Source organism: Flavobacterium sp. 120 (assembly GCF_003633605.1).
Classification (GTDB): domain Bacteria; phylum Bacteroidota; class Bacteroidia; order Flavobacteriales; family Flavobacteriaceae; genus Flavobacterium; species Flavobacterium algoritolerans.
Genome location: NZ_RBKZ01000001.1, coordinates 1817402 through 1836622 on the forward strand (window position 1 = coordinate 1817402; position 19221 = coordinate 1836622).

At 34.5% G+C, this 19221-nt stretch carries 11 protein-coding genes and 1 pseudogene; 11 read left to right on the forward strand and 1 reads right to left on the reverse strand.

Annotated elements, in window-relative coordinates:
- Window positions 1-76: 76 nt before the first annotated feature.
- The gene (gene glmM / locus C8C87_RS07835; protein WP_121342201.1) at window positions 77-1465 is read right to left on the reverse strand and encodes a phosphoglucosamine mutase; all 1389 of its coding nucleotides are present in this window, start codon (window positions 1463-1465) and stop codon (window positions 77-79) included.
- A gap of 119 nt (window positions 1466-1584) precedes the next feature.
- Here glmM and C8C87_RS07840 point away from each other — a divergent pair, with 119 nt between their 5' ends.
- From C8C87_RS07840 to C8C87_RS07895, 11 genes and pseudogenes are all read left to right on the forward strand, one after another.
- A complete protein-coding gene (locus C8C87_RS07840; RefSeq protein WP_121342202.1) occupies window positions 1585-2169 on the forward strand; it encodes an ACP phosphodiesterase in 585 nt (194 codons plus the stop codon).
- Window positions 2166-3851, forward strand: coding sequence for a gamma-glutamyltransferase (ggt, locus tag C8C87_RS07845; protein WP_121342203.1), 1686 nt, complete (start codon window positions 2166-2168; stop codon window positions 3849-3851). The genes C8C87_RS07840 and ggt (C8C87_RS07845) overlap by 4 nt, the downstream gene beginning before the upstream one ends.
- A gap of 14 nt (window positions 3852-3865) precedes the next feature.
- Entirely contained in the window at window positions 3866-5551 is a 1686-nt protein-coding gene (gene ggt, locus C8C87_RS07850) for a gamma-glutamyltransferase (protein WP_121342204.1), read from the forward strand.
- Window positions 5552-5565: 14 nt separating this feature from the next.
- Window positions 5566-6234: pseudogene (locus C8C87_RS15900) on the forward strand (DNA alkylation repair protein).
- 42 nt (window positions 6235-6276) lie between these two features.
- Window positions 6277-8061, forward strand: coding sequence for a chloride channel protein (locus C8C87_RS07865; protein ID WP_121342207.1), 1785 nt, complete (start codon window positions 6277-6279; stop codon window positions 8059-8061).
- A gap of 61 nt (window positions 8062-8122) precedes the next feature.
- The gene (locus C8C87_RS07870) at window positions 8123-9076 is read left to right on the forward strand and encodes a Fic family protein (RefSeq protein WP_099715329.1); all 954 of its coding nucleotides are present in this window, start codon (window positions 8123-8125) and stop codon (window positions 9074-9076) included.
- Window positions 9077-9176: 100 nt separating this feature from the next.
- The gene (gene uvrA / locus C8C87_RS07875; protein WP_121342208.1) at window positions 9177-12008 is read left to right on the forward strand and encodes an excinuclease ABC subunit UvrA; all 2832 of its coding nucleotides are present in this window, start codon (window positions 9177-9179) and stop codon (window positions 12006-12008) included.
- 154 nt (window positions 12009-12162) lie between these two features.
- Window positions 12163-12603: an endonuclease domain-containing protein gene (locus C8C87_RS07880; RefSeq protein ID WP_121342209.1), complete on the forward strand. Its 441-nt coding sequence runs from the start codon at window positions 12163-12165 to the stop codon at window positions 12601-12603.
- 274 nt (window positions 12604-12877) lie between these two features.
- Window positions 12878-13606, forward strand: coding sequence for a TIGR00730 family Rossman fold protein (locus C8C87_RS07885; protein ID WP_099715326.1), 729 nt, complete (start codon window positions 12878-12880; stop codon window positions 13604-13606).
- Window positions 13607-13796: 190 nt separating this feature from the next.
- Window positions 13797-16544, forward strand: coding sequence for an aminopeptidase (locus C8C87_RS07890; RefSeq protein ID WP_121343330.1), 2748 nt, complete (start codon window positions 13797-13799; stop codon window positions 16542-16544).
- Window positions 16545-16730: 186 nt separating this feature from the next.
- Complete coding sequence (locus C8C87_RS07895) at window positions 16731-19139, forward strand: thiamine pyrophosphate-dependent enzyme (RefSeq protein ID WP_099715325.1); 2409 nt, start codon at window positions 16731-16733, stop codon at window positions 19137-19139.
- Window positions 19140-19221: the final 82 nt, after the last annotated feature.

The window sequence follows — 19221 nt, forward strand, 5'->3', positions numbered from 1 at the left end:
ATTTTACTATATTCTAAAAAATAAAACCCTTTCAAAATAGAATTTGAAAGGGTTGTTTTTATATATGAATGCGAAATTATATTCCGGCAATTGCTTTTATTTCGTCAATGATTCGTAATGCCAAAGCATCTGCTTTTTCTTGTGAAGCCGCTTCAGTATAAATACGAATAATAGGTTCAGTATTCGATTTTCTTAAATGAACCCAATTTTCAGCAAAATCAATTTTCACACCGTCAATAGTGGTTATATCTTCATTTTTGTATTTCTCCGTCATGGCAACTAGAATCGCATCAACATCAATTTGTGGTGTCAATTCGATTTTGTTTTTGCTCATATAATATTCCGGATACGAAGCACGCAAAGCAGAAACTGTCATTTTTTTGTTGGCCAAATGCGTTAAAAACAACGCTACTCCCACCAAACTATCACGACCATAATGCAATTCAGGATAAATGATTCCACCGTTTCCTTCACCACCTATCACAGCATTATTCTTTTTCATCAATTCCACTACATTTACCTCTCCTACTGCACTGGCTTCATAGCTTCCGTTATGTGCATTTGTAACATCACGCAACGCACGGGAAGACGACATATTAGAAACCGTATTCCCCGGTGTTTTACTCAATACATAATCGGCGCAAGCCACTAAAGTATATTCTTCGCCAAACATTTCACCGTCTTCGCAAATGAAAGCCAAACGATCCACATCAGGGTCAACTACGATTCCTAAATCAGCTTTTTCTTTTACTACCAATTCTGAAATATCAGTCAAATGTTCTTTCAATGGTTCTGGATTATGAGGAAAATGTCCGTTTGGCTCACAGTATAATTCTACTACTTCAACGCCCATTAATTCCAGTAATCTTGGGATAATAATTCCTCCAGAAGAGTTTACACCATCAACAACCACTTTAAATTTAGCTGCTTTTACTGCATCAACATCTACCAAAGGCAAATTCAAGACTTCATCAATATGAATATCCATGTATGCATCGTTAATCATAATGGTTCCCAAATCATCCACATCCGAGAAATCGAAAGCTTCCGCTTCTGCAATTTCAAGAATTTTTAGTCCTTCTTCACCATTCAGGAATTCTCCTTTTTCGTTCAATAATTTCAAAGCATTCCATTGTTTTGGATTGTGCGAAGCAGTGAGGATAATTCCGCCTTCGGCTTTTTCTAACGGAACGGCCACTTCAACAGTTGGCGTTGTCGAAAGCCCCAAATCAATCACATCAATTCCTAAACCAATTAAAGTATTTACCACCAAATTGTGAATCATTGGTCCCGAAATACGGGCATCACGACCTACAACAACAGTAATTTTTTCTTTTCCAATATATTTTTTCAACCAAGTTCCATACGCCGAAGCAAATTTAACTGCATCAACAGGTGTCAGGTTATAACCTACTTTACCTCCTATTGTTCCACGAATTCCCGATATTGATTTTATTAAAGTCATTGATTAATATTTTAATTTTTGAATTATAAATTTTAAATTGCTCACAAATATAATAATTGACGGTTTATAAAAGTCATTTAGAATTCAAAATTCACCATTTAAATTCCTAAATTAGGCGAATGAATTTTCTAGCACACATCTATCTTTCCGGTGACAATGATTTAATCAAAATTGGCAATTTTATGGCCGATGGAATTCGTGGAAAACATTTTGAAAGTTATCCTTTAGAAATTCAAAAAGGAATCATTCTGCACCGCGCCATTGATACTTTTACCGATGCTCATCCCATTTTTAGAAAAAGTACTAAACGCCTTCATGAAAAATACCATCATTACGCAGGTGTAATTGTGGATGTTTTTTACGATCATTTTTTGGCTAAAAACTGGAACACATATTCTGATGAAAAACTGGATGATTTTGTAGCACGATTTTATCAATCCCTGCACGATAACCATATTAATCTTTCGGAAAGAACCAAGGGAATGATGCCTTACATGATTGAACACAACTGGCTGGTGAGTTATCAAACCGTTGAAGGAATTAACCGGATTTTGACGCAAATGGATCAACGTACCAAAAACGAATCTAAAATGCGATTTGCCACTAATGAACTTTCTGAATTTTATCCTGAATTTGAAGAGGAATTCACCAATTTCTTTCAAGAATTAATCCTATTTTCGAATACTAAAATAATCACTTTATGAAAAAAATACTTTTTCTGCTTGCCTTTGCCGTTTTAGGTTGTAAATCGAATGAAAAAACTGTTGAACCAACAGGTTTAGTAACTTCAAAAGCTATGGTAGTTTCAGCCCGTGAAGAAGCCTCTCAAATTGGAGTTGAAATCATGAAAAAAGGCGGAAACGCTTTTGATGCGATGGTTGCCACGGAACTGGCATTAGCAGTTTCACATCCACAGGCAGGAAATATTGGCGGTGGCGGTTTCATGGTTTTCAGAAAAGCAAATGGTGAAACTGGAGCTATCGATTACAGAGAAAAAGCACCTTTAGCAGCGTCTAAAGATATGTTTTTGGATGAAAAAGGAAATGTAATGGAAGGCAAAAGTAGAGAAACTGCTTTGGCATCCGGAATTCCGGGTACCATTGCAGGAATATTTGAAGTGCATAAAAAATACGGTTCTTTACCCATAAGCGAAATTCTGAAACCTGTAATTGCCTTGGCCGAAAGAGGTGTTGTTGTCACAAAATTTCAAGCCGAAAGTTTGGCTTATTACAGAGCTTCCTTTATCAAAAGCAATGGCAAGAATAGTTTGTTTTCTAGAGCATATAAAGAGAATGACACTATAAAATATTCAGCATTAGCAGCAACATTAAAACGAATTGCACAAAACGGTCGTGAGGAGTTTTACAAAGGAGAAACGGCTCAAAAATTAGTTGCTTTTCTTGCCAAAAAAGGCGGAAATGCCACATTAGAAGATTTGAACAGTTATAATGCAAAATGGAGAACTCCAATTACTTTTCAGTATAAAAATTTAAAAATCACTTCTATGTCACCTCCAAGCAGTGGCGGAATTTGTTTGAATCAAATCATGAAAATGATTGAGCCTTTCAACCTTTCACAAATGGGACACAACAGCGTAAAAACGATTCAAGTAATTACAGAAGCTGAACGAAGAGCCTATGCCGACAGGAATTACTTTTTAGGTGATCCAGATTTTGTAAAACTTCCTATAAAAGAATTACTAAGTCCATCCTATTTAGAAAAAAGAATGAATGATTTTTCATTCGATACAGCTTCAAAATCCTCGGATATTGCCCATGGAACAATCAAAGGATATGAAAGCAACCAAACTACGCATTATTCTATTGTAGATTCAAAAGGAAATGCAGTTTCGGCAACGACCACTTTAAATGATAATTATGGTTCTAAAATATATTGCGACGAATTGGGTTTCTTTTTGAATAATCAAATGGATGATTTCAGTGCCAAACCAGGAGTTCCAAACTTATATGGATTGACTGGAAGTGAAGCTAACAGCATTGCTCCCGGAAAAAGAATGTTGAGTTCCATGACACCAACGATTGTAGAAAAAGACAATAAACTGTTCATGGTTGTAGGTACGCCGGGAGGTTCCACCATTATCACATCGGTTTTACAAACGATATTGAATGTGTATGAATTTGATATGAGCATGCAAGAAGCGGTAAATGCGCCACGTTTTCATCATCAGTGGCTACCGGATGAAATTACTTTTGAACCGAATTCATTTGATAAAGAATTATTAACTAATTTGAAGAAAAAAGGATATTTAATCAATGAAAAAAACAAAGAAATCATTGGCGAAGTCGACGCGGTTTTGATTCTTCCAAATGGAAAATTGGAAGGTGGCGCAGACAAAAGAGGTGATAACAAAGCCGTTGGTTTTTAAATTTTACTATTCGAATGAAAAAAATTATTATTCTATTGAGTGTTTTTTCTATTGGTTGTAAAACCCAAAATGTAATGGTTCAACCCACTGGACTTGTTGCCAATGACGCAATGGTTGTTTCGGCACGTGAAGAAGCTTCAAAAATTGGAGTTGAAATCATGAAAAAAGGCGGAAATGCTTTTGATGCTATGGTGGCAACCGAATTGGCTCTTGCAGTTGCTTACCCGTTTGCAGGAAATCTTGGAGGTGGCGGTTTTATGGTGTACCGAAAATCAAACGGTGAAATTGGTTCTTTGGATTACCGAGAAAAAGCGCCATTAGCTGCAACTAAAGATATGTTTCTAGACGAAAAAGGAAATGTTATAAAAGGAAAAAGTACCGAATCTTCTCTTGCTATTGGAGTTCCCGGAACGATTGCCGGTGTTTTTGCAGTACATGAAAAATTGGGTTCCTTGCCGATTGAAGAAATTCTGAAACCTGTAATTGAACTGGCCGAAAGAGGTGTCATTGTTACCAAAAAACAAGAAGACCGATTGGCTGCTTATCGAGCCAAAATCATAAAAGTAAATGGTGATAAAACGTTATTTGCAACTGCATTTAAAGAAAATGATGTTATAAAATATCCTGCGCTGGCAGCTACATTGAAAAGGATTTCAAAAAATGGCAGAGATGAATTTTACAAAGGGAAAACTGCTGAAATATTAGTTAAATATCTTCAGGAAAAAGGAGCAATAATCACCTTGGAAGATTTGGCTAAATACGAAGCCAAATGGAGAACGCCACTCACATTTGATTACAAAGATTTAAAGGTAATTTCTATGCCTCCACCCAGCAGTGGCGGAATTTGTCTGGCTGAAATTTTCAAAATGATAGCGCCTTTCGACCTGGCTAAAATGGGACATAATTCAACAGAAGCCATTCAAGTTATCGTAGAAGCCGAAAGAAGAGCCTATGCAGACAGAAGTTATTATCTGGGCGATCCTGATTTTGTAAAAATTCCTTTGAAAGCCTTAATGGATGATGAATATTTGAAACAAAGAATGTCGAATTTTAGTTTTGAAAAAGCCACTTTATCATCGGATATAAAGGAAGGAAAAGTAAATTATAATGAAAGTACCGAGACCACCCATTATTCAATTGTGGATCAGTTTGGTAATGCGGTTTCGTCAACTACAACATTAAACGACGGTTATGGTTCTAAATATTACTGTGATGAATTAGGCTTTTTCCTAAACAATGAAATGGATGATTTCAGTGCCAAACCAGGTGAACCTAATATGTTTGGATTAGTGGGAAATGAAGCCAACAGTATTGCACCACAAAAACGAATGTTGAGTTCCATGACGCCAACTATTGTAGAGAAAAACGGAAAATTATTTATGGTTGTGGGTTCTCCGGGCGGTTCTACAATTATCACATCGGTATTGCAAACTATATTAAATGTTTACGAGTATCGTTTGAGTATGCAGGAAGCCGTAAATGCGCCTCGTTTTCATCACCAATGGTTACCGGATTTAATCACTTTTGAACCCAATACTTTCGATACAAAAACCTTTGAAAACTTGAAATCAAAAGGATATATCATTAATGAAAAAACAACACCCGTAATAGGAAAAGTAGATGCTATTTTGGTTTTACCAAATAAAAAACTCGAAGGTGGCGCTGATTTTAGAGGAGACGATAAAGCGGTTGGATTTTAAAAAAATAGCAATTCATGAACTTTATACTTGCCTTAGAAACCGCTTTTACAGCAAATAAAAATCCTGAAAATGCTTTTGCAATGGCAAAATACATGAAGAATAACTTTCCGTTTTTTGGAATAAAAACCGAGGAACGAAGACGTATTTTCAAGGAAATTTGGAAAGAAAACAAGCCAGATGTTTCAGCAAACGCAAGAGTTATTGCACTAAATTTATATTCGAAAAAAGAACGGGAATTTCATTATTGTGCGATTGAAATTTTGATAAAAGAACTCAAAGGAAATTATATAAAAGAAGATATTCAACTGATTGAAAAACTGATACTAAATAACTCTTGGTGAGACAGCGTCGATACTATTGCTAAGTACATTTTGGGTGAATATCTTTTGGAATTTCCATTAGAAACCAAAAATGTAATAGAACGATTTTCAAATTCAGAAAATATGTGGTTAAACCGAAGTGCTATTTTATTTCAATTGGGTTACAAACAAAAAACGAATACTGATTTTTTATTTTCAGAATGTCTTAAACAAGCTCATTCTAAGGAATTTTTTATTCAAAAAGCAATTGGCTGGGCGTTACGGGAATATGCAAAGTCAAATCCCGAAATTGTGAGACAGTTTGTAAAAAACAGTAATTTAAAACCATTAAGCACAAAAGAAGCGTTGAAAAATATTTGTTGAAATTAAAATAATAGTAGTTTTGCACCCCTTTTAAAAATTATCATGTTCAAAAAATATATTTCGAAATTAGAAACCATAATAGCTTTTGCGCAATCTATGTTGACGCCAAAGCAGTTTATATTTTTATCAGCGGTTTTGGTTGGTATTTCTGCCGCTTTTGCTGTTATCGTTTTAAAAACTTTTGCGCACTGGGTCTTTTCTTTTGCTACCTATGTCAGTGGAATTTTAAAATTGGGATTCATCAATAGTATTTTGCCGATAATTGGTATTCTGCTTACTGTTTTTGTTGTCAAAAGAGTTTTAGGAGGAACTATCCAAAAAGGAACTTCACAAATTTTATATGCTGTTGCAAAAAAAGCGAGTATTATCCCCAAAAAACAAATGTATGCCCAAATCGTCACAAGTTCCCTGACAGTTGGTTTAGGAGGTTCTGCAGGTTTAGAAAGCCCGATTGTAATTACTGGTGCTGCTTTTGGTTCGAATTATGCCCAAAAATATAAATTAAGCTATAAAGACCGAACGCTACTTATCGGTTGTGGTGTTGCTGCTGGAATTGCTGCTGCTTTTAATGCGCCAATTGCCGGAGTTTTATTTGCCATCGAAGTACTGTTGGTTGATGTTAGTATTGCAGCATTTACACCCATTATGATTGCAGCTGCAACAGGTGCTTTAGTTTCAGTAATTGCATTAGATGAAGAAATTTTGCTTTCGTTCAAGCAACAACAAAGTTTCGATTATCATAACATTATTTTCTATGTTCTTTTAGGTTTGTTTACCGGATTTATTTCAGTTTATTATTCCCGTAATTTTCAGAAAGTAGAACATTTTTTCGCAAGACTTAAATTATCACCTTATAAAAAAGCGTTGTTTGGTTCTTCTATTTTAGCTATTCTTATTTTTATTTTTCCGACGCTTTTTGGTGAAGGTTACGAAAGCATTAAAACATTATCTGACAATGATCCAGGGAAATTATTGGAAAACACATTGTTTAGCGGTTTGCGAGATAATAGTTGGGCTTTATTAGTATTTGTAGGTTTGACCATGATGTTGAAAGTATTTGCAACTGGAATTACTTTAGGCAGCGGTGGAAATGGAGGGAATTTTGCTCCTTCCCTATTTTTGGGATCTTATGTTGGTTTCTTTTTCTCTAAATTTTTAAATCTGACAGGACTTACTAAATTACCTGTCAGTAATTTTACTTTGGTTGGAATGGCCGGAATTTTAAGTGGTTTGTTTCATGCTCCTTTGACTGCGATATTCTTAATTGCTGAAATTACAGGAGGATATAACTTGATGATTCCTTTGATGATTGTGGCTTCCATTAGTTTTGCGATTTCAAAACGATTTGAAAAACATTCTATGGATGTTAAGAATTTAGCCAAAAAAGGGCATGCTTTTACCAGCAATAAAGACACTAATATCCTTTCGACTTTAGAGACGACTTCCATAATTCAAACGGATTATTTAACGGTTTCCCCTGATGAGAATTTAGAAAGACTGGTAGATTTAATTTCGCATTCCAATCAAGTGATTTTTGCAGTGGTTGATACTGAAAAAAACTTATTGGGTATTGTTCACTTTAATGATATTCGAGAAATAATATTCAATACATACCGAGTAAAATATACTTTGGTTAGAGAAATAATGATAGAACCTACAGAAATCATTTCTCCTGATGACAGCATGGAAATGGTCATGAATAAATTCGAAAAATCGAAAAAAGCCTTCTTACCCGTTCTTAATGACGGAAGATATTATGGTTTTATTTCTAAATCTGTGGCGCTGGAAGCCTATAGAACAAAACTAAAATCAATGACGATAGAATAATTTTAATATCGGATAGTGTTAAATTGTAAAATATCCGATAATAAGAAGTATCTTTGTGGTTATGTGGAAGATAGACCTAAACTATAGAGAAGAATTTCAAACAACTTTTGAAAGATTGTATGAAAAAAAGCAAGTTCTGCAAACCAGCAGACCATTGCCAAATATCGCTTTGCATAAAATCAGAGAAAGCCTTTCCATTGAATGGACCTATAACTCTAATAGTATTGAAGGAAATACAATGAGCCTTCGGGAGACACAAATGGTCATTCAAGAAGGTATTACCATTAAAGGTAAATCGCTTAGAGAACATTTTGAAACTCACAATCATGATAAAGCCATTGACTATTTATATTCTATTGTAAATGAAGATTATAATTTAAGGAGTATAGATATTTTGTCTTTGCATGGTTTCGTTTTACGTTCTATAGAAGATGACTTTGCGGGACGCATTCGTAATGGAGGTGTACGCATTACTGGCGCTAATTTCACACCGCCAAATGCAAATAAAGTTTCGGATTTATTGGATGAACTAATTGATTTTATCAATACAAATCCATTAGAGCTTAATGATATTGAACTAGCAACCGTCTTTCATCATAAATTAGTTTGGATACATCCTTTCTTTGATGGAAATGGTCGTACGGTTCGATTGGCAATGAATTTATTACTGATGCGTTCCGGTTTTCCGCCTGCTATAATTTTAAAAAATGACAGAAAGAAATACTACGAAGCATTGAATAAAGCAAATGGTGGTAATTATCAAAAATTAACCCTGCTGATGTGCCAATCTCTTGAGAGAACACTGAATATTTACATTAATGCATTGCCAGGAAATGACAAAGAATATGTAGCAATTTCAAATTTAGTTCAAGAACCTAATATGCCTTACGGCCAAGAATACATAAGTTTATTGGCTAGAACAGGAAAGATTGATGCCTACAAAGAAGGTCGGAACTGGCTTACAACCAGAGAGGCCGTCGAGGATTACATGGCAACCAGAAAAAGAAAACGCTAACTACAATTAGCGTTTTTTATATCCTAATTTAACATAAACTTCTAAAGTGTTCTATTGAAAGAATAAATCAAAATGGTAACTTTGCTTTTTTGCAAAAATTATGCTAGACAAAGACAATACCATTGAAGTTCAAGGCGCTCGCGTTCATAACTTAAAAAACATAGATATTTCCATTCCTCGTGAAAAACTGGTTGTAATTACCGGTCTTTCAGGTTCTGGGAAATCCTCCTTAGCTTTCGATACGATTTATGCCGAAGGGCAACGCCGTTATGTAGAAACTTTTTCTGCTTATGCGCGTCAATTTCTAGGTGGTTTGGAACGTCCCGATGTGGATAAAATCGACGGACTTTCGCCAGTAATTGCTATTGAACAAAAAACAACCAGTAAAAGCCCGCGTTCCACTGTGGGAACTATCACTGAAATTTATGATTTCCTGCGTTTGTTATACGCTCGTGGTGCTGATGCATACAGCTACAATACAGGTGAAAAAATGGTTTCCTATTCTGATGAGCAAATCAAGGATTTGATTATTCATGATTTTAAAGCAAAACGAATCAATATTTTAGCGCCAGTTATTCGCGCTAGAAAAGGACATTATGCCGAGCTTTTCCAACAAATTGCCAAGCAAGGTTTCCTAAAAGTTCGCGTAAACGGCGATGTTCTGGATATTACTTTAGGGATGAAATTAGACCGTTATAAAACCCACGATATAGAAATTGTTGTGGATCGAATGGTGATTGAAGATACGCCAGATAACGAAAAACGTTTGACTGAAAGTATCAATACTGCCATGCATCACGGAGAGAATGTATTGATGGTTTTAGACCAAGATTCTAATGAAGTGCGTTTTTTTAGTCGGAATTTGATGTGTCCTTCTACCGGAATTTCATACCAGAATCCCGAACCAAATTTATTCTCTTTCAACTCTCCAAAAGGGGCTTGTGATCATTGCAACGGTTTGGGAACGGTAAACGAAATCAACACTAAAAAAATCATTCCAAACCCGAAATTATCGATAAAAGCGGGTGGTTTTGTTCCTTTGGGCGAATATAAATCCTCTTGGATTTTTAAGCAATTGGAAATTATTGGAGAAAAATATGGTTTCAAATTGACGGATGCTGTGGAAACCATTCCAGCGGAAGCAATGGAAATGATTTTGAATGGCGGAAAAGAAAAATTCACCATCAATTCCAAAGATTTAGGCGTCGCCAGAGAATACAAAATTGATTTTGAAGGGATTTCGCATTTCATAAAAAACCAACATGACGAAAGCGGTTCAACAACTATAAAACGTTGGGCAAAGGAATTCATGGACGAAATAAAATGTCCGGTTTGTGAAGGTTCCCGTTTGAAAAAAGAAGCGCTATTCTTTAAAATCAATGAAAAAAATATTACCGAATTGTGCGATATGGACATTTCGGATTTAACCGCTTGGTTTCTTGATTTAGAAAACCATTTATCCGATAAACAAAAAATTATCGCTACTGAAGTAATCAAAGAGATTAAGGACCGATTAAATTTTTTGATGAATGTCGGTTTAGATTATTTGGCTTTAAGCCGAAGCTCCAAATCACTTTCGGGTGGTGAAGCACAACGCATCCGTTTGGCTACCCAAATTGGTTCGCAGTTGGTTGGTGTTTTGTATATTCTGGATGAGCCAAGTATTGGTTTACACCAAAGAGACAACGATAAACTGATTCATTCTTTGGAACAATTACGCAATATTGGAAACTCTGTAATTGTGGTGGAACACGATAAAGACATGATTGAACGTGCAGATTATGTGATTGACATTGGACCAAAAGCAGGAAAATATGGAGGTGAAATCATCAGCAAAGGAACGCCTGCGGAAATTCTGAAACATCATACTATTACAGCGATGTATATGAACGGCGAAATGAAAATCGAGGTTCCTACAAAGCGCCGTGAGGGAAATGGAAAATTTCTAAAACTGACTGGAGCAACAGGAAACAACCTGAAAAATGTTTCGATAGAATTACCTTTAGGTAAAATGATTTGCGTAACCGGAGTTTCGGGAAGTGGAAAATCGACGTTGATTAATGAAACGCTCTACCCAATTTTGAACGCGTATTATTTTAATGGTGTCAAGAAACCGCAACCGTATAAAAAAATAGAAGGATTGGAACATATCGATAAAGTGATTGATATTGACCAGAGTCCGATTGGGAGAACACCACGAAGTAATCCGGCTACATATACCGAAGTTTTTACCGAAATTAGAAATCTGTTTACAATGACTTCTGAAAGTATGATTCGCGGATATAAAGCGGGACGATTTAGTTTTAATGTAAAAGGCGGACGTTGCGAAACCTGTGAAGGTTCTGGTGTGCGAACGATTGAAATGAACTTTTTGCCAGACGTTTATGTAGAATGTGAAACCTGCCAAGGGAAACGTTTTAACAGAGAAACACTGGAGATTCGATATAAAGGAAAATCAATTTCGGATGTGTTAAATATGACCGTTGATGAAGCGGTTCCGTTTTTTGAAATGATTCCGAAAATTTACAGAAAAATAAAAACCATTCAGGATGTTGGTTTGGGCTATATTACACTTGGCCAACAAAGCACGACACTTTCCGGTGGAGAAGCGCAACGTATCAAACTGGCAGGAGAATTATCTAAAAAAGATACCGGAAATACGTTTTATATTCTGGACGAACCTACAACGGGATTGCATTTTGAAGACATTCGAGTGTTGATGGAAGTCATTAATAAACTGGTTGATAAAGGAAATACGATCTTGATTATCGAGCATAATATGGACGTGATAAAACTGGCCGATTACATTATAGACATTGGACCTGAAGGAGGAAAAGGCGGCGGACAACTTATTGCCAAAGGAACTCCCGAAGAAATTATAAAAATTAAGAAGAGCTATACGGCGCAGTTTTTGAAAAAAGAGTTACTTTAATTCCCCTCCTTTGGAGGGGTGCCTGGAGGGCGGGGTGTTTTTTTTTATTTACTTTCATTTTCGCTACAATTAACATTTTTCTGTAAATTAAGTAAAAAAAAGTCCCTACCATTAATGACAATACATCCAAAGGAGTGGAATAAAAACAAATTCTATGGAAAACAATAGAGAAATAACAGCCTATATAAACACCCAGCCCATTTATAGAAATTTTATTGTAGACTTACCCTATAACATCAAACTAAAAGCTAGATCTCGAGCATTGCGTAAAGCAGGTGTGCTATCAGAAGTCATTTTTTGGTTGCAAGTACATAAAGGGATATTCTGGAAAATAGATTTTGACAGACAAAGAATCATTGGCAATTATATTGTAGATTTTTATGTAAAAACTCTAGGATTAGTAGTCGAAATTGACGGTTCGAGCCACGACAACAAAGAAGAGTACGATCAAAAAAGAGAAGATTATCTCGTTTCTTTAGGATTAAAAGTTTATAAAATTTCGGATTTAAGGGTAAAACATGATTTGAATAATGTGATGGAGGAACTAGAAAAAGATATTGTTGTAGAATTTGGAAATAAAGAGGCTATTAGCTGAAATTTAGATAATAAAACCACCCCACCCTTCGGGCACCCCTCCAAGTGAGGGGAAAAGCTTAATGACAACCAAGTGCAAAAGGAACTTCATGTAGAAATTATAAAAATTAAGAAGAGTTATATGGTGCAGTTTTTGAAAAAAGAATTACTTTAGTATTAAGAGTATTAGCCCAGATAGCAGTAAAAATCCTTATGAGACGGGGTTCGGCGATTAAGATTGAAACGAATAACTGGAATTAGCTCCAAAAAAAAAATAAGATTATAAAATAGAGAATATGAGATTAGAAGATTTTGATAATGATGAGGATAAAGTAATCCAAGACCGACTGAAAAGAAAGACGTGGAACGAGATTAGAACTAATGACAGTTGGGCGATTTTTAAAATTATGGCCGAATTTGTAAACGGGTATGAAAGCATGGGACGCATAGGTCCGTGCGTGAGTATTTTTGGATCTGCCAGAACGAAACCCGAAGATCCTAATTATTTATTGGCAGAAAAAATTGCCTACAAAATAAGTAAAGCCGGCTACGGTGTGATTACCGGTGGTGGGCCGGGAATTATGGAAGCAGGCAATAAAGGCGCACATTTGGGTGGAGGAACATCGGTGGGATTGAATATTGAATTGCCTTTTGAGCAACATTTCAACCCGTATATTGACAGCGATAAAAACTTGAATTTTGATTATTTCTTCGTTCGAAAAGTAATGTTTGTCAAATATTCCCAAGGATTTGTGGTGATGCCAGGAGGTTTTGGAACCATGGATGAGTTGTTTGAAGCGATTACTTTGATTCAAACAAAAAAAATTGCAAAATTCCCTATTATATTGGTTGGAACCAGTTTTTGGTCGGGATTAATTGAATGGATAAAAACAGTTTTAATAGAAAAAGAACATACCGTAAGTGCCGAAGATTTGAATTTATTCAAAATTGTGGATACTGAAGATGAAGTGGTTGATGTGCTGGATAAGTTCTATAAAAAATACGATTTAACCCCTAATTTTTAACAAAAAAGCTGTCTAATCAACAGCTTTTTTTATGTTAATTAGACTGTTTTTATAGTGTTTTATTCTAAAAAAAAGTATATTTATTTTTTTAATAAATTAATACTTGAATTTGAACTCATTCTTTAAAATTACGTTTTATGCTCTTGTTTTATTACTTTCAGTAAAGCAATATGCACAACATCATTCTGATATAACGGCTGAGTTAAATACGGAAAATAAAACGTTGAATATTCTACAACAAATTACTTTTTTTAATCAGTCAAACGATACGTTAACCTCGATTGTACTGAACGATTGGAATAATGCTTTTTCTACTAAAAATACTCCTTTAGCCAAACGTTTTTCTGATGAGTTTTATAGAGGTTTTCACTTAGCGAAAGAAGAAGAGCGCGGAAGCACGAAAAATGTAATCATTTTAGACGCAAATAAATTGGTTTTGTCATGGGAAAGACCAGATAGAAATCCTGATTTGATTGAAATTAAATTAAGCCAAAATTTACTTCCGAATCAAAAAATTGTTTTGCAGCTGACTTATCTAACTAAAATTCCAAGCGATAAATTCACAAAATACGGATACAATAATAACGGAATTATACACCTTAAAAACTGGTTTCTTACGCCAGCCCGTTATGAAAACCATGATTTTATACGCTACAGCAATACCAATTTAGATGATATTGCCAATGCTTATTCAAGTTTTGAAATTGATTTAAAAACACCTAAAAACTTCGAAGCTATTTCTGATTTAAAAAGCAGTAAATCAAGTGTTAATGACCCTTTTATAAATTATAAGTTATCGGGAAATAACAGGGCCGATTTCAATCTTATCATAGAGCCAAAAACCCATTTTGAAAGTTATACAAATAGTGCTGTTGAAGTACTGACCGATTTAAGAAACAATAAATTAGATAATATTCAAAAAGCGATTGTAATCGATCGAATTGTGAATTTTGCAAACGATTTAATTGGAAAATATCCACATGAAAAGATTATTGTTTCTCAAACGGATTATGAAAGAAATCCTTTTTATGGCTTGAATCAGCTTCCTTCTTTTATAAGTCCCTTTTCAGATGAATTTCTTTTTGAAATTAAATTTCTGAAAACCTATCTGAATGAATATTTAAAAACAAGTTTACAATTAGACCCCCGAAAAGACAACTGGATATATGATGGTTTGCAAGTCTATGCCATGATGAAGTATATGGATGAAAATCACCCAAATACTAAAATGATGGGAAGTGTGTCTAACCTCCGACTATTGAAGAGTTATAATATTGCCAATATTGGTTTTAATGATCAGTATAGTTATTTCTATATGCTGATGGCTCGAAAAAATCTGGATCAAGCACTTGGAGATCCAAAAAACACGTTGATAAAATTCAATGAACAAATAGCCAGTAAATATCGTTCCGGATTAAGCATTCGATTTTTAGATGATTATTTACAAAATGATGCTGTACCTGCCAGTATCAAACAATTTTACAATCAAAATCAGATCAAACAAGTTTCCAGAACTGATTTTGAAACTATATTAAAATCAAATACTGAGAAAGACATTAATTGGTTTTTTAATACCATTATTAACTCCAGAGCTATTATTGACTATAAATTTTCCAGCGTTAAAAAAACCAAAGACAGCATCACTTTTTCTGTAATAAACAAAACAGAAACTCCTATTCCCATCCCTGTTTATGGTACAAAAAAAGGCGAAGTAGTTTTTAAACAATGGCTGGATATTGAAGAATGCGACAGTACTTTTACGTTTCCGAGAAATGGTGCAGATAAAATTATTTTAAATTTAAAGAATGAAGTCCCTGAATATAATTTAAGAAATAACTGGAAAAAACTAGATGGTTTTTTTCCGAATAACCGTCCGGTTAAGTTTGTATTTTTAAAAGATTTAGAAGATCCTTATTACAATCAAGTTTTATACGTTCCGTCTATATATTATAATTTATACGACGGAATAACTCCCGGAATACGATTGCATAATAAAACTATTTTAGACAAGCCATTCACATTTGACATCAATCCATCCTACTCTACTAAATCTAATAATTTATCTGGATTAGTTTCATTTGCAGTCAATCAGAATTATCGAAACAGCACACTTTATAATGTAAAATATTCTGTTAGCGGTTCTTACTTTCATTATGCGCAAGATGCTTCTTACCTGAGAATAAATCCTATGGTTCAATTGCGAATTCGGGAGCCTAATTTCAGAGACAACAGAAAACAACTGATTCTTTTGCGACAAGTTATCGTAAACAAGGAAAAAAGTGCTTTTACAATGGACAATGCCCCATCTAATTATTCCATTTTTGATGCACGCTATGTAAATACAAAAACCGAAGTAACGAATCATTTCAATTTTAGTTCTGATATTCAGATTTCGGGGAAATTTGGAAAAGTAAACGGAGAAATAGAATATCGAAAGCTTTTTGAGAACAATCGTCAAATTAATTTGCGATTCTATGCAGGTAGTTTTTTATACAACAAAACCGAATCTGATTTTTTTAGTTTCGCATCAGACCGACCTACCGATTATTTGTTTGATTATAATTATTTTGGACGTTCAGAAAGCACAGGTTTTTACAGTCAACAATTCATAATGGCAGAAGGCGGTTTTAAATCAAAAATGGATACTCCGTATGCTAATAGATGGATTACCAGTTTAAACGCAAGTGTGAGCGTATGGAACTGGATAGAAATTTATGGAGATGTCGGTTTTATTAAAAATAAAAGCCAAAATGCAAAGTTTTTATACGACAGCGGTATTCGCTTGAACCTTGTAACAGATTACTTTGAGCTGTATTTTCCTGTATATTCGAATAATGGATGGGAAATAGCGCAAAATAATTATAACGAGAAAGTACGATTTATAGTTACTTTTTCGCCTAAAACATTAATCAATCTTTTTAATCGAAAATGGTTCTAATCCAATATAATTTTCATTATTCATTAAACTATTCTCATTAAAATGAATTTAAAATTACATATAACAAAAAAATAAAGTTCTTTTTATTAGAATAAATTGCAATAATTAAATTATATTTTTTTTAATGAATTATGAAAATAGCTAGTTTTTAAGTAAATTTGCCCCACAAAGTTATACTTTTCAATTATGATAAAAGAAAAAACCAATACTACATTGACATTTGAAGATTTCAAAATCGAGGTACTGAATGACTATAAGTTAGCTATAATCAGTAGAGAATGCAGTCTTTTAGGACGTAAAGAAGTATTGACTGGAAAGGCTAAATTTGGCATTTTTGGTGATGGAAAAGAAGTACCACAATTAGCCATGGCAAAAGCCTTTAAAAATGGTGACTTCCGTTCCGGGTATTATCGTGATCAAACTTTTATGATGGCTATTGGAGAATTAACCGTGCAACAATTTTTTGCAGGTTTATATGGTCATACCGATGTTGAACAAGAGCCAATGTCAGCAGGAAGACAAATGGGCGGTCACTTTGCCACTCATAGTTTAAACGAAGACGGAACTTGGAAAAACTTAACAAAACAAAAAAACTCAAGTGCTGATATTTCTCCAACGGCTGGACAAATGCCACGATTATTAGGACTTGCTCAAGCTTCAAAAATATACAGACAAGTTTCAGGAATACCAAATGCGGCTAATTTTTCTAATGAAGGAAATGAGATTGCATGGGGAACAATAGGAAATGCAAGTACATCTGAAGGTTTATTTTTTGAAACCATAAATGCTGCAGGTGTATTACAAGTGCCTATGGTTATGAGCGTTTGGGACGATGAGTATGGAATTTCTGTACATGCAAAACACCAAACTACTAAAGAAAATATCTCTGAGATTTTAAAAGGGTACCAAAGGGAAAATGGCAGCAATGGCTATGAAATACTGAAAGTAAAAGGTTGGGATTATGCTGACTTAATTGCTACTTATGAAAAAGCTGCTGATATTGCCCGTGAAAACCACATTCCTGTTTTAATTCACGTAAATGAATTGACACAACCACAAGGACATTCCAGTTCAGGTTCTCATGAAAGATATAAAGATGCAAATCGTTTGGCATGGGAAAGAGATTTTGATTGTATCCGCCAAATGAAATTATGGATGATTGCTATCAATATTGCGTCACCAGAAGAAATTGATGCTATTGATGCTCAAGCCAAAAAAGATGTTTTAGAAGGTAAAAAAGCTGCCTGGAATGCATTTATTGAACCTATTATTGAAGAGCAAAAACAACTGGTGGGATTATTAGAAAAAATAGCTGAAACCAGTAAAAATAAAGATAGAATTTTACAATTCACATCTGATTTAAATAGTATTAAATCACCGTTGAAAAAGGAAATTCTAGTTACAGCACGTAAAGTTTTACGCTTAATCCTAAATGAAAACGGTAAAGAAGAATTGTCACAATGGATCAGTTCTTATACTAAAACTACGCAGGAAAAATTTAGCAGTAACTTATTTTCAGAAACAGATTTAAATGTCTTTTCTGTAGAAAAAGTACTTCCGGTATATCCAGAAAATGCCAAAGAAGACACGGATGGCCGAATGATTTTACGTGATAACTTTGATGCTATTTTTACAAAATATCCTGAAACATTAATTTTTGGTGAAGATGCCGGAAATATTGGTGACGTAAATCAAGGTTTAGAAGGAATGCAGGAAAAATATGGAGAATTACGTGTTGCCGATGTGGGAATTCGTGAAGCTACCATATTAGGTCAAGGAATTGGAATGGCATTAAGAGGCTTACGCCCAATTGCTGAAATTCAATATTTAGATTATTTATTGTACGCAATACAAATCATGAGTGATGATTTAGCAACACTAAGATACCGTACTGTTGGAAAACAAAAAGCGCCATTAATCATTCGTACCCGTGGTCATCGTTTAGAAGGAATCTGGCATTCCGGTTCTCCTATGGGAATGATCATAAATGCCATACGAGGAATTCATGTGTTAGTTCCAAGAAACATGACTCAAGCAGCAGGATTTTATAACAGTTTGTTAGAATGTGATGAACCCGCATTAGTAATCGAATGCTTGAATGGTTACCGATTGAAAGAAAAAATGCCGTTGAACTATGGCGAATTCAAAACTCCAATTGGTGTTGTGGAAACGTTGAAAGAAGGTGCTGATATTACATTAGTTTCATACGGTTCAACATTGCGTTTAGTGCAACAAGCAGCAAATGAGCTTCTTGAAGTAGGTATTGATTGTGAGATTATCGATTTACAGTCTTTACTACCATTTGACATCAACCAAGATGTGGTAAAAAGTATTGCTAAAACAAATCGCTTACTCGTTATTGACGAAGATGTTCCAGGCGGAGCTTCAGCTTATATTTTACAACAAATAATTGAGCAACAAGACGCCTATAACTATTTAGACAGTAAACCGCAAACCTTAACTGCAAAAGCACACAGACCTGCTTATGGAACAGACGGAGACTATTTCTCGAAACCTTCTGCAGAGGATATTTTTGAAAAAGTCTATGCAATGATGAACGAAGTTAATCCTTCGAAATATCCAAATTTGTATTAAGAACTAATATTATAAATTAAAATCCCAATCTTTACGATTGGGATTTTTTTTAAAAAATAGTAAACCAATTTTCTCTTTTAAA

What these genes read in the sequence shown, in the direction of transcription:
- glmM (WP_121342201.1), bottom strand. Translation starts at nt 1,465, where the DNA reads ATGACTTTAATAAAATCAATATCGGGAATTCGTGGAACAATAGGAGGT.
- C8C87_RS07840 (WP_121342202.1), top strand. Translation starts at nt 1,585, where the DNA reads ATGAATTTTCTAGCACACATCTATCTTTCCGGTGACAATGATTTAATC.
- ggt (WP_121342203.1), top strand. Translation starts at nt 2,166, where the DNA reads ATGAAAAAAATACTTTTTCTGCTTGCCTTTGCCGTTTTAGGTTGTAAA.
- ggt (WP_121342204.1), top strand. Translation starts at nt 3,866, where the DNA reads ATGAAAAAAATTATTATTCTATTGAGTGTTTTTTCTATTGGTTGTAAA.
- C8C87_RS07865 (WP_121342207.1), top strand. Translation starts at nt 6,277, where the DNA reads ATGTTCAAAAAATATATTTCGAAATTAGAAACCATAATAGCTTTTGCG.
- C8C87_RS07870 (WP_099715329.1), top strand. Translation starts at nt 8,123, where the DNA reads ATGTGGAAGATAGACCTAAACTATAGAGAAGAATTTCAAACAACTTTT.
- uvrA (WP_121342208.1), top strand. Translation starts at nt 9,177, where the DNA reads ATGCTAGACAAAGACAATACCATTGAAGTTCAAGGCGCTCGCGTTCAT.
- C8C87_RS07880 (WP_121342209.1), top strand. Translation starts at nt 12,163, where the DNA reads ATGGAAAACAATAGAGAAATAACAGCCTATATAAACACCCAGCCCATT.
- C8C87_RS07885 (WP_099715326.1), top strand. Translation starts at nt 12,878, where the DNA reads ATGAGATTAGAAGATTTTGATAATGATGAGGATAAAGTAATCCAAGAC.
- C8C87_RS07895 (WP_099715325.1), top strand. Translation starts at nt 16,731, where the DNA reads ATGATAAAAGAAAAAACCAATACTACATTGACATTTGAAGATTTCAAA.